Raw genomic sequence first — 12,750 nt, 5'->3', positions numbered from 1 at the left:
TTATAGCGATTTCAGATCAGCTCTTTCAGCTTTTCGATCACTTTATCCACTTCTTCTTTTGTGTTGTTCTTGGAGAAGGAGAAACGTACGGCGATCTGGTTAGGATTGCTGTTGATGGCGCGTATCACATGGGAACCTGCGTTGGCGCCGGAGGTACAGGCACTGCCGCCGGAGGCGCATATGCCGTTGATGTCCAGGTTGAACAGGATCATTTCACTTTTCTCTGATTTCGGGAAAGACGCATTCAGCACGGTATACAGACTGCGGCCGCGGAGGTCGCCGTTGAAAGTAACACCGGGGATGTGTTTTTCCAGTTGTTCGGCCATGTACAAACGGAGGCCGTTGATGTATTGGCTATGCTCTTCATACTGTGCAGTGGCCAGTTCCAGCGCTTTGGCAAAGCCGATGATACCGTAGAGGTTTTCGGTGCCGGCGCGCATGTTGCGTTCCTGGCTGCCCCCCTGGATGAAGGGCGCTATCTTCACGTTCTCGTTGATGTAGAGGATACCTACTCCTTTAGGGCCATGAAACTTGTGGCCGGCGCCGGTGATGAAGTGTACCGGTGTATTGCGCAGATCGAAGGGATAGTGCCCTACGGTTTGCACGGTGTCGGAGTGGAAGATGGCGTCAAACTCTTTACAGAGGGCGCCTACAGCCTGGAGGTCGAGCAGGTTACCGATCTCGTTATTGGCATGCATGAGCGTTACCAGGCTTCTTTCTTTGGAGCCCTGGAGCAGTTCGCGCAGGTGATCGAGGTCAATATGCCCATCGGGCAGCAGTTTTACAAAAGAGAGGGCAATGCCATTGTGATGGTGCAGGTATTCTACCGTATGAAGGGTAGCGTGGTGCTCGATCGGCGAGGAGATGATGTGTTTGCATCCCAGGTCTTTTACTGCCGCATTGATAGCGGTGTTGCTACTTTCGGTGCCACCGGAGGTAAAAAATATCTCTCCGGGATGTGCGTTGAGTATCCTGGCTACGGATTTACGTGCATTTTCGATACCGAGTCTGGATTCCCGTCCATAGGAATAGATAGAGGAAGGGTTTCCGAATTTTTCGGTCATATAGGGCAGCATGGCTTCCAATACTGCCGGGTCCAGCGCTGTAGTGGCTGCGTTGTCAAAATATATTCTTTCCAATGCGGTTGGTTTTTGATAACCAAAGTTCCGAAAAAATTCATAATTACGGATTACGAATTAAGAATTACGGATTTGTGGGGAGATGAAATGATCTCCCCACAAATCCGTAATTCTTAATTCGTAATCCGTAATTATGAATTTTTATTGATCATATCGTAAAACCTGTCCCTATAGCCATCACTGATGGGGATGGATTGATTGGCGATCATGACCGTATTCTTCTCTACCGAATTGATCTTATTGAGGGATACAAGATAGGAGCGGTGCACGCGGATAAATTTATCGGCTGGCAAACGGGTTTCGAAAGATTTAAGGCTGCGCAGCGTGAGCACAGGTTGTACTTGTGTATAGATTTTCGTATAGTCTTTGAGTGCTTCTATGAACAGGATATCTTCCAGGTTGATCTTGATGATCTTGTACTCTGTTTTAATGAAGATGTAATCATTGAGCCAGGCGGCTTCGGCGTTGCCGGTTTTCTGTTGATGGGCAGAAAAGGCTTCGCTGGCTTTGGCGGCGGCTTTCAGGAAACGTTCGAAGGGAACGGGCTTGAGCAGGTAATCTACCACATCGAGGTTGAAACCATCCAGGGCATATTCGCCATAGGCAGTGGTAAAGATGACCATGGGCGGGTATTTGAGGGATTTCAGGAACTGGATGCCGGTGATATCGGGCATCTTGATATCCAGAAATACCAGGTCCACAGGTTCATCCTGGATGAAGCGCAATGCTGTTGCAGCATTTTCAAATTTGCCTGCCAGTGTAAGGAAAGGGACTTTCCGGATGTAGTCCTCTATGATCTCGAGCGCGAGTGGTTCATCATCCACTGCAATACACTTTATCATTTTTTCAACACTAGTTTAAGATCAACAATAAATTGGTTTTCCGTTTCCTGGATGCTTACTTCATGCTCGCCGGCATAAAGCATTTCCAGTCTTTTTAATACATTCTGAAGGCCAATACCACCTCTTTCGGCAACGCGTTCTTTGAAGTGGCTGTTCCTGACGGTCAGTCTTATCATATTTTCCGAGATCGCGATATCTATGGCAATGAAGGAATCTTCGGTGTAACTGATCCCATGTTTGAAAGCATTCTCCACGAAAGGCACCAGCAGCATGGGTTCTATGAGCAGCCCTTCCGGTTCCCCGCTCACCCGGTACTGTATCGGGATATCTTTCGACAAGCGCAAACGTTGGATATCTATATAATCTTCCAGGTATTTCAATTCCTGTGACAGCCTCACTTTCGCTTCATTAGACTCATAGATCATATAGCGCATAATGGTCGATAACTTCAGGATAGCATGTTCCGTTTGTGTGGATCGCTTATGCGCCAATGAATAAATGGTATTAAGACAGTTAAAAAGGAAGTGAGGATTAATCTGTGACTTTAAAAATTTTAATTCCGCATCCAGTTTCTCTACTTTCAGCTCCTCCCTTTGTTTTTCGCTTTTGAACCATTCCAGTGCGATTTTGATAAAGCCGCTCATGAACAACATGAGCAAGGCGAAGAAGCCGGACCGACGCAGCACTTCCGGAAAGAAAAGGTATTCCAGAAAAGGAGGCTTTTCGAATAGCTCCGGCGCTGCCACCGCGATGCCGTTATGCCGTAAGTTGCTACCCTGCTGGATCACCACTGTGCCCGAGGAGGTATGTGCAACGTTAACGTCGGTCATAGGCTCCGGTGGCGGGATATCATCGCGGGAAACAAATAAGTGGTTGCGATGGTGTAACGGCCTGGCATCAAAAGATGTTACTTCTCCTCTTATTTTTTTATCCACTCTTACCGCAAATGCCCGCGGGAAAAAGTTTCTGAAAAAATAGTAATCCAGCGCCGCCTGTTGCATCGTGATCAATACCAGCACTACGCCAATGCTGGTGATATAAACCGCGATCTTCTTTCCGTTAAAGAAACGTGGTATCAGCACGTAAATGTTGAGATAGAAAATACCGATCAGAAAGAGATTGTCGATCAGTTCTTTTAAAAAGAATCCTTTATGTAAAATCTGAATCCTGTAAATAAAAAAAGGCATGAACAAGAAACAAACCCATGCAAGAACATGCAGGCCTATGAGTACGGGACGTTTCTTGATGATCTGTTTAAAACGCATTCTTTTATTTATGCGATAAACTTACAGCACTTAGGGTTATACTTGTGTTAAACTGTGTTAATCCTTTTTAAGGGTTTGTTAAAATCAAAAAAGCAAATAAAATGCTGTTAAAATTTAATACCACGCACGAAGCCGGGAACAGCATTGTGCGTGGTAAGTTTTGATCTAAAAATTTATGTTCATCTGCCGCAGTTCCTCCTCGCTCATAGATGGTATCTGGTGCTTCGACAGCTTTGCTACTACTGCATTTCCGACGCGCACCGCTTCCTCTTTGGAACGAAAAACATGGTTTCCCTGAATGCCTGGAATAACGTCCTGGTAGATATAGGTGTGGCCGTCCATATTTACTTTGTAGCCCCATCCGCCATTGATGGCAAAGGGTTCCACCGCAACGGCCATCATAGCGCCGGAACTTTTATCTGCTGAAACAGTTGTTGGTTTACGGAACAGGATCGCCAATATCAGCAAGGCAATACCCGCGATGATGAGCAGATTACGTTTAGTCATTTTTGTTATATGCAGCATTGGGATCAAATTCATAGAGATCGTCGAAAGGCTGGCCGGAGCTCACTCCCAGCACCACGAAGCCGCGGTCTTTCACCGTGAAGCCGGTAGCGCCGCTACGGGCAGCGCCTTCAAAATCTGTTTTCTGGTTCCAGAGATCGGTGGTGGGATCGTATTCCCATACTGCTGTTGACAAGGCGCCTTTGGTGCCGGTGGCGATATAGCCTTTACCTTTCATCGCAAAGGAAGCGGCGCCACTGCCTTTGAAGTTATAGGCAGCATCATAGGTTTGATTGATGTTATCGATAGGCCGGAGCGTGATCCAATGGGCGCTATCGGCATCGTAAGCATAGAAGTCGGTGATGAAAGTAGAGTTGGCAGTGCCCATACAAACGTAGGCCCTGTTATTGATCACAAAGCTGGAGGCGTCCTGACGCTTGCCACTGTTGAGGCTTTCAGCCTGTGTCCAGGTGTTGGTACCGGGATCGTATCTCCAGTTATCTTTGAGCCAGTTGCCATCATAACCGGTGGCGATATAGCCCTGGTCTTTCAACGCAAATGATACAGCGCCAAAGCGGGCGGTGCCGGCGAAGTCAGCTTTGCGGGTCCAGGTATTGGCGGCTGGATCGTATTGATAAAAATCGTTCAGCCGGTTTTGTCCGTCGTAACCCGTGCCCACATAGCCTTTGCCGGCAGCGGCAAAGCCTACTGCGCCATTGCGGCCGGAGCCGGTGAAAGCGGCACGTTGTGTCCACTGGTTCAGATCCACATCATATACCCAGAAATCCTGCAACCTGTTAGTGCCGTCAAAGCCGGTTCCTACGTATGCTTTATTATCAATCACAAAAGAGGCAGCCCCGCTCCTGGCCACGCCTTCAAATTCGGAACGCTTGATCCAGTTGCCTATTCTGGTAGTGGAGGTGTTGTCCTTGGAGCATGCCACCAGTGAGGCGATCAACAATAAACTATAACCTTTGAAATATCGCATTTACAAATTCTTTTACTGCTGCCAAAATTATCCGTAGCAGCATTCCGGCAAACAGGAAATAGATATTCCCTTCTTTTTAACTGACAGATACCCCTTTTTCATCTGCCAGTAGTAATCTTTCGCCTATAATCCCTCTAATGCCGCTATTGGCGCGCATATAGAACATATCCAGTAATTCGTCGATGAATTTAACCTGTTGGCATATTAAATCAACTGCAAGTATCGATCCTGTCTAAAATTGCGCACCATGAACCATATGTTACATAGGATCACCACCTGTTTCACAGTACTGCTGGCAGTACTGTTCACCTCCTGTTCAAAGACAGGATTTACTTACGATAATATCGGAGGAGGTGATCAACAGGCAGACTATATCCTCAGCGATACGCTCACCGTGAAGATGAACAGCATACAATACGATTCCGTGGCCACTTCCGGCTTGGGCGCCGTATTGCTGGGCCAGAACAATGATCCGCTCTTCGGCAAGATCACCACTTCCTCTTTCTTCCAGATCGCCCCACCTACTTCGTTTAATATTCCCACCTACGGATCACAATACGATTCTATGGCGCTCATCATGAACACAAATGGTTACGCCGTAGGTGATACGCTGGCGCCGCAAGACTTCCGCGTGTACCGCATCACCCAGAACATGCAGCTGCCAACAGGCGTTTATTCCTTTTACAATAAAAGCAGCTTTAGTACAGAAAGCACTCCCATAGGCAGTTTCACTGGTATGATACGGCCCAATACCGACAAAACTATTTCCGTAAAAATGTCGGATGCGCTGGGCAGTCAGCTGTTTTCCATGCTGCGGGATAAAAGCCCGGATATCACCGCCTCCAATACCTTCCTGGAATTTTTCAAGGGCCTGAGCCTTCAGCCCGGCCCGCAAAGCAATACGGTAACGGGTTTCAACGCAAAGGATTCCAGCCTGTACATGCGTCTGTACTATCATATCAATGAACTCATCACCACGGTGAAATATGTGGATTTCAAACTTACCGGCAACAACCTGCAATTCAACCAGGTGAAGTATGACCGCACCGGCACTGCCATAGCGGGCTTCAACAATACGGTAAAGCAACTTCCCAGCGCCGCCACCGGCAATACCGGTTACATGCAGACGATCACGGGAACGGCTACACGAATAGATATTCCCTACCTGAAAAATATGTTGCAGTTAGGGCAATACGTCAAGATCATGAAAGTGCTGTTAACAGTGGAGCCTATCCGCGGCAGTTATCTCAACTATCGCCTTCCGCCCAGACTGGCGCTGTGCGAGGCCGACAAGACCAACGCCATCATAGATACCCTCTCCTATGGCAGTCTTGTGGTAGATAATCTCTATAACGAACATACCTATTACAGTTACGATATCACCAACTATTTTAATGCACAGCTGAGTACCACTGATTACAATGCCCGTGGCCTGATGCTGACACCCAGCGGCAGAACCATACTGGACAGGCTCGTCATCGGGGATCAGCAAAACGCTAAAAACAAAATTAAAATCCAGGTCTATTATCTGCTTTATAAATAGATCAACTGTCAAGTATCATGCGGATAAAAATATATACAGGTTTATGCAGCGGCCTCTTGTTGCTGTTACTATGCACCAGCAAAGCCAGTGCACAGCACGGCCTCAACTCCATCTATTCTGCCTATGGCATCGGTGATCTGGAAACAAGGGATTACAGCCGTAACTTCGGGTTGAGCAGCACCGGCGTTGCTGCCCGTCCTTACAGCTATCTCAACGAACTGAATCCGGCCTCCTACAGTGGCCTGCCCATGCAAAACTTTATGCTGGATGTATCTATCCGCGCACAATCTATCAACTACGTTGGCAATAATATTTCACAAACCGCGGGGGACATCAATTTCAAGCGCCTGGCACTCGGCTTCAAAGCGGCCAAATTCTGGGGGATCAGCGCAGGCATCTCCCCGTTCTCTACCATCGATTATAAATTGCTCAGCACACAATACCTCACAGGTACCGGCAATGCCGTAACAGCATCCACCACCGGCACCGGCGGCCTCAACAGAGCCTATATCTCCAATGGATTCAAGCTCACCAAAAATTTCTCTGTGGGCGTATCCACCGGATTCCTCTTCGGCCCGATGAACGTAGCGCAATCCATCGGCTCCGATTCACTTTTCACACAACACAATGCCTATACTTTCAAACCTAACTTTACAACAGGCGCACAATATACCGGCAAACTGAGTAAAGACTGGCAACTGGGACTGGGCGGCACTTACCGCTTTCCCACCAAATTGAAGTTACAGGAGAAACTCAATATCGTTGACCAGGATCAGCAAGTCCTTTTCACCAAACAAATGGACCCGCAGTATTTCACTTTACCAGCGGAATATGCAGGCGGTATCTCTATCAGCAACGGTACGTTCACCTGGGTGGCGGATTACCGTCATACATTGTGGAACACGCAAAACATCAAGGGTTCCGGCTATTACTACCAGGATGGACAACGCTATTCCACCGGTATAGAATATGCTCTCAAACGTAAATACTACAATCAAACCATAGAAGGCAAAACCTTCCAGGCGGGCTTCAGCTATAATCAATCTCCGCTGGTGATCAACGGCACCAAGATAAGAGACATGTCTGGTACACTCGGCGTTTCCATGCCAAGCAAAAATGGCCAGCTGCGCTACTACATCGGCCTCGAAGCCGGCCAGCGCGGCACCAGCGCCAACAGCCTGATCAAAGAAAATTACATCAACGCCGTATTCAATTTCAGCCTGAGAGACCTGTGGTTCCTGAAGCGGAAGGAAATGTAAGTCGCGAAGGTTGTCTGGCTCAGGATTTAATGATTGAAAGGATTACCAGGATTTTTATCTACAGGATTTATAAAGATTAAAAAAAAGATTCGCGGAGATCAACTCGAAATGGTCTTCGCGAATCTTTTTTTAATCTTTATAAATCCTGTAGATAAAAATCCTGGTAATCCTTTCAATCATTAAATCCTGAGCCAGACAACCTTCGCGTTCATCCCTCCTTTAAAAACTCCTTGAACCAATATCCGGAGTCTTTGATGATTCTTTGCTGTGTATCGAAGTTGATATGCACCAGGCCGAAGCGGGCACGGTAGCCTTCGGCCCATTCGAAGTTATCGGTGAGGGTCCAGGCGAAATAGCCATCGACGGGGACGCCTTCGCGTTTGGCTTTGAGCACGCCGGAGAGGTATTCCTGGAAATATTGAATGCGGTCCGTATCGTGGATGCGGCCATCATGATCGGGGATATCGGGAAAGGCGGCGCCGCCTTCTGTTACGATCAGCTTTTTGACGCCTTCATAGGCCGCGAATTTTTTCAGTACCTGGTAAAGGCCATCGCCATTGATCTCCCATCCAAGGCTGGTTACCGGCACATTGCGGTAGCGCGGCTTCACCTCAGATATCTTTATCACCGGCATAAATGCATTGTATTTTACTACCAGTGGAAAATAGTTCTGGATGCCGATGAAATCGTAGTCGAAAGGCATTTTATCCCAATCGCGCCACAGTGCGTAGCGGCGTTCAATACGTTTTAGCAGGGGGAAGTCGTCCACGGGATAACCCAGGCCTAGCGAGGGTTCTATGAAAAGACGGTTGAAAAGCGCGTCCGCTCTTTTGGCCGCATACAGGTCGGGTTCATTACTCGTATAAGGGATGATATGCGAGCAGGAAAAAGTAGTGCCGATGTTGGCGTTTCTCTGTTCTTCCCTGATCACGCGCGCAGCGCCCGATTGCGCCAGCACCGCGTGATGCACAGCAGGCAGAAAATAAGAGAGCCCGAATTTCCCCGGCGCGTGTACGCCCAGCATATAACCCAGGGCAGTGAAGCCAAAGGGCTCGTTGAGGATGATCCAGTTGCGCACTTTGTTACCGTATTCACGGATGCAGATGCGGGTAAATTCTTCAAATGCAAATACAACACCGCGATGGCACCAACCACCTTTGTGTTCCAGCGCCTGTGGCAGGTCCCAATGATAGAGGGTTACATAAGGCTCGAGGCCAAGCTCAAGGCAGGCATCTATCACGCGGTGGTAGAAGTCAATACCCGCCTGGTTTACAGCGCCGGTGCCTTTGGGCATGATGCGCGACCACGACAATGAAAAACGGAAAACGGAAAAGCCAAGCAGCTTGGCCAGCAGTATATCCTGGGTGTAACGTGTGTAGAAATCGCAGGCTACCTGCGCATGGCTCTTGTCTTTGATCTTACCTTTACGGTTGGTGAATGTATCCCAGATAGAAGGGCCTTTACCATCCTCGAGGAAGGCGCCTTCATTTTGAAAAGCGGAAATTGTTACCCCCCATAAAAAATCATCACCAAAATCCTTGCGCGTAAAGGGTATAGCCGGTTGTTGCATAAGCGAACCAAATATGCCGGACGCATAGGCGGCCGGTAACAACCTGCAGTTTACAACACTTTACGTAAAAAAATAATTATGAAATTGTTAAGGCGCTCAAGGGACGATGAGCCGGAACAGGTAATGGTCTGATAAATATAGTCGACGCCGGCCAAAGTAAAGTATTATAATACCCCGCTTCATTTTTATTACTTTTGAGATGATCCTAAGAACAAACATAATGGCAAGAACTAAACATTTCATTAATATCAGCATACTCCTGGGAATAGGCGCCCTGGCGGCCTGCGGCAGCCGGTCGCGGGCAACGAAGGAAAGTATTACAACGCCAACGGATACACTGAATCATATGGTGATGATACCTGGCGGCAGTTTCAGCATGGGAGCGGACGACAGCACCGGTATGCCCGATGAATATCCAACGCATACCGTGCATGTGGATAGTTTCCTGCTGGATGAGCACGAGGTAACCAACGCAGAATTTGCCGCCTTTGTAACCGCCACCGGCTATGTTACCACAGCAGAAAAACCTATTACGAAAGAAGAGCTGATGAAAAGCCTGCCTCCCGGCTCACCGGAGCCCGACAGCAGCCTGCTGGCGGCAGGTGCGCTGGTGTTCACCCCGCCGGATCATGCAGTGCCTTTTGATGATGTTTCACGCTGGTGGAGCTTTGTGGCGGGCGCCAGCTGGCAGCATCCGGAAGGACCGGGCAGTGATATAAAAGACAGAGCGCAGCACCCTGTTACGCAGGTATCCTGGGAAGATGCACAGGCTTATGCCAAATGGGCCGGCAAGCGCTTACCCACAGAGGCGGAATGGGAATATGCCGCCCGTGGCGGCCTACAGCATCAGCTATATCCCTGGGGCGATGAAGCACTCACCACCGGCAAGCCCAAAGCCAATACCTGGAATGGAAATTTCCCTTATCGCAATACTAAAACAGACGGCTTTTACGGCACCGCTCCTGTAAAATCGTATAGCCCTAATGGTTATCAGCTCTATGATATGTCCGGTAACGTATGGGAATGGTGCAGCGATTGGTATGATGCCAATTATTATACGCAGTGTGAAAAGGGGGTAAACAATCCCGGCGGCCCTGCCAAAGGCTTTGACCCTGCCGATCCCGGTCAGGAGAAGCATGTGATACGTGGCGGTTCTTTTATGTGCAGTGATGAGTATTGCCGTGGCTACCGGGTATCCGCCAGGATGAAGACCACGCCGGAGTCGGGCCTTGCTAACCTGGGTTTCCGCTGTGCGAAATCCCTGGATGCTAAAAAATAGCCGTATATACGTTTACGTTATTGATATAAAGGCCCCGCGTTGCGGGGCCTTTATTGTTACGAGTGTTGCATCTTCTTCATGGCGGAAGGGTCTGCGTCGTAATTTTATTGTTCCTTCGTTTCTGTCGCTTTCTTGCCGTTTTTGGTGGTGATCAGTATCACACCATTTTTGCCGGCATCGCCGTAAAGTGCGGCGGCAGATTTATCTTTCAGTACGCTCATGGATTCAATATCCGCTACGTTGAGGTGGCTCAGGATACCGCGCCCAGCAGGTTTGCCATCGACAACGAACAAAGGATCTTTTCCGGTGGCGTTTCTGAGTTTGATGCTGGCATTGCCATTATTGTTGGGCTGATGGTCGTCGATAATGGTCACCTGGTCTCCCTCTTGCCTGGTGACGTAGGTATACGTAGAAACGCTGCCCTGGCCCCTTTCCGCCCGTGAAAATGTGTTTTGCGTATTGCCGGTAATAGTACCTGAGCCATTGGCGACAATTACATTGGAAACGCTGTCGCCGCGTCCGCCCGCACTGTAATAACTGTAAGTGTGGGTAGCAACACCGCTTTCTTTCTGATCTTTTGTTGTCACCATTATCAACCCATTCTCAACGTCCTTACCATATTTGCGGATCAGCTCCTCGCTCACAGGCGCCAACTTGCCTTTACCGGCTTTGTACACGCTCATGCTTTCGATGGAAACGGGCGCCAGTGCCTCGATGGCGGCACGGTCTACTCTTTTGCCATCGAGCACGCACACGATGTTATTAGGAAGGGAATCTGCTTTCAAGCTCAACACTGCCGGTGATGGTGATGACGGCGGCGGTGGCGGCGTAGGGACAGGTGGCGTGTTGATGTGTCCTGCTTTCACTTTGGGCGGGCGAGCGGGAGCCGGCGGTGGCGGCGGAGGCACAGGTGGTGCTGCCACTTCCGGTATACTGTCGCGATGGAAAATACCATTCACCAAAGTAGCGGAAGCTGCCTTGCTGTAGTTAAGCGAAAGTACCGCTGCGCCTACAACAGCGCCGAGTACCAGGTAACGCATTATCTGATAGCCTGATGAATGCTTCTTGTTCATCATGATGATCCTGTTTTTAAGATGTGAGAAATTGAAATTGTTTGCGATGGCCGTCGCATATGGGATCCCACTTACTTTTAAAAGGTTGTACTGATAAGCTGTTTTATCCACTCCCTGTTTCAAGAGGTAGCGGTCAGTAATAAACTCAAGGTTCTCACGGATGGCTGTTTTCATCAGCCAGGCGCCCGGATTGAACCAGTAGAAAATATTGTTCAGCTCTCCCAGCACCACATCCAGGCTATGCCACTGGCGCACATGCACGCTTTCATGGCGCAGGATGGCCGGTAGTTCTTCCGGCGCATGCAGGGAAGGATTGATGTATATCGAACGAAAAAAAGAAAAAGGATTCACCGGCTGATCCAGCAGCTTCACACGCACCTCGCCGATCTCGCCGGGAACAGCGGACCGGTGTATCTTCCATAAGGATAGCAGCTGCACTAAAAACCGTATAGCCATTACCGTTACACCAGCCCAGAAAGTATATACCAGCAGGTCCCACCAGTTAAAGGCCGGCTGCGCCGTTCTTTTCCAGGCCTCGAAATCCGGTATGTACACGAGCACCTCTCCCGCTATCTGTTCGTGCCTGTTGATAAAATCATTGATATCGATCAACGGAAAAACAGCAGCGCAAATAATCCCGGCCAACAGAAACACCCTGTTGAGCGTATAGAATGTAAGACGGCGCAACCCAAACCTGTATGCCAGAAAACAAAGCGTGAGCGCGATATTTGCTTTCAACAGGTATATTAACACAGCTGGTACCATAGTAGATTTATGGATTTTTTGATTTACGGATTTACGGATTTTTTGATTTGGTTATTTATCTATTTTTTTATTTTCTTATTTTATTTTCCTTTCTCTATCATGTGAATGATCTCTTTCAGGTCATCCGGGCTGATCTTTTTCTCCTTGGCAAAAAAAGACACCAATTCTTTATAAGAGTTTTCAAAATAGTCTTTCACGAAGCTATTCATGAACTTCTTCTTATAAGCCGCCTCTTCCATCAGCGGCGTGTATTCGTATACGTTACCCACCTTGCGGCTCTCCACAAAACCTTTCTTTTCCAGGTTCTTGATGGTAGACGCTAATGTAGTATAGGGCGGCGCAGGAGCAATGTGCACTTCCAGAAAGTCTTTTACCAGGCCTTTTCCCACTTTCCAGATAGCCAGCATAGCTGCCTCTTCCTGTTGGGTAAGCTTTTCCATATGATGAAGTTTAAACTACGATTGTTTCGTAAATCTACGAAGTTTTCGTAGAACACCAAATTTTTTTTCATAAAAAAGGGCGG

At 48.3% G+C, this 12,750-nt stretch carries 11 protein-coding genes; 3 read left to right on the top strand and 8 right to left on the bottom strand.

The window, feature by feature from the left end; translation table 11 throughout:
* Positions 1-11: 11 nt before the first annotated feature.
* From FPG75_RS16005 to FPG75_RS15985, 5 genes are all read right to left on the bottom strand, one after another.
* Positions 12-1,139, bottom strand: a complete 1,128-nt coding sequence (locus tag FPG75_RS16005; RefSeq protein WP_143307859.1) for a cysteine desulfurase family protein — start codon at positions 1,137-1,139, stop codon at positions 12-14.
* A gap of 131 nt (positions 1,140-1,270) precedes the next feature.
* Entirely contained in the window at positions 1,271-1,981 is a 711-nt protein-coding gene (locus FPG75_RS16000) for a LytR/AlgR family response regulator transcription factor (RefSeq protein WP_143307858.1), read from the bottom strand.
* Entirely contained in the window at positions 1,978-3,246 is a 1,269-nt protein-coding gene (locus tag FPG75_RS15995; protein WP_143307857.1) for a sensor histidine kinase, read from the bottom strand. Before FPG75_RS15995 ends, FPG75_RS16000 begins: the two co-directional genes overlap by 4 nt.
* Positions 3,247-3,411: 165 nt before the next feature.
* Positions 3,412-3,753, bottom strand: coding sequence for a DUF4907 domain-containing protein (locus FPG75_RS15990; RefSeq protein ID WP_161596822.1), 342 nt, complete (start codon positions 3,751-3,753; stop codon positions 3,412-3,414).
* On the bottom strand, positions 3,746-4,738 hold the full coding sequence (locus FPG75_RS15985; protein WP_143307855.1) for a Kelch repeat-containing protein: 993 nt from the start codon (positions 4,736-4,738) through the stop codon (positions 3,746-3,748). Before FPG75_RS15985 ends, FPG75_RS15990 begins: the two co-directional genes overlap by 8 nt.
* A 247-nt stretch (positions 4,739-4,985) precedes the next feature.
* Here FPG75_RS15985 and FPG75_RS15980 point away from each other — a divergent pair, with 247 nt between their 5' ends.
* Both FPG75_RS15980 and FPG75_RS15975 read left to right on the top strand, forming a co-directional pair.
* Entirely contained in the window at positions 4,986-6,281 is a 1,296-nt protein-coding gene (locus FPG75_RS15980; protein WP_143307854.1) for a DUF4270 family protein, read from the top strand.
* 17 nt (positions 6,282-6,298) lie between these two features.
* Positions 6,299-7,540 carry a hypothetical protein gene (locus FPG75_RS15975; RefSeq protein ID WP_143307853.1) on the top strand — a complete coding sequence of 414 codons (1,242 nt, stop codon included), beginning with the start codon at positions 6,299-6,301 and terminating at the stop codon, positions 7,538-7,540.
* Positions 7,541-7,748: 208 nt separating this feature from the next.
* Here FPG75_RS15975 and FPG75_RS15970 read toward each other — a convergent pair whose 3' ends face one another.
* On the bottom strand, positions 7,749-9,110 hold the full coding sequence (locus tag FPG75_RS15970; RefSeq protein WP_143307852.1) for a GH1 family beta-glucosidase: 1,362 nt from the start codon (positions 9,108-9,110) through the stop codon (positions 7,749-7,751).
* A gap of 220 nt (positions 9,111-9,330) precedes the next feature.
* Between FPG75_RS15970 and FPG75_RS15965 the strand changes: the two genes are divergently transcribed.
* Positions 9,331-10,389 carry a formylglycine-generating enzyme family protein gene (locus FPG75_RS15965; RefSeq protein WP_143307851.1) on the top strand — a complete coding sequence of 353 codons (1,059 nt, stop codon included), beginning with the start codon at positions 9,331-9,333 and terminating at the stop codon, positions 10,387-10,389.
* A gap of 104 nt (positions 10,390-10,493) precedes the next feature.
* On the opposite strand, the gene FPG75_RS26250 is transcribed toward FPG75_RS15965, so the two are convergent.
* Entirely contained in the window at positions 10,494-12,227 is a 1,734-nt protein-coding gene (locus FPG75_RS26250) for a TonB-dependent receptor plug domain-containing protein (protein ID WP_143307850.1), read from the bottom strand.
* 80 nt (positions 12,228-12,307) lie between these two features.
* Entirely contained in the window at positions 12,308-12,667 is a 360-nt protein-coding gene (locus FPG75_RS15955) for a BlaI/MecI/CopY family transcriptional regulator (protein WP_143307849.1), read from the bottom strand.
* Between the last annotated feature and the right edge of the window lie 83 nt (positions 12,668-12,750).

This window comes from Chitinophaga vietnamensis, from assembly GCF_902167635.1.
Classification (GTDB): domain Bacteria; phylum Bacteroidota; class Bacteroidia; order Chitinophagales; family Chitinophagaceae; genus Chitinophaga; species Chitinophaga vietnamensis.
This window is presented reverse-complemented; position numbering and strand designations above follow the sequence as displayed.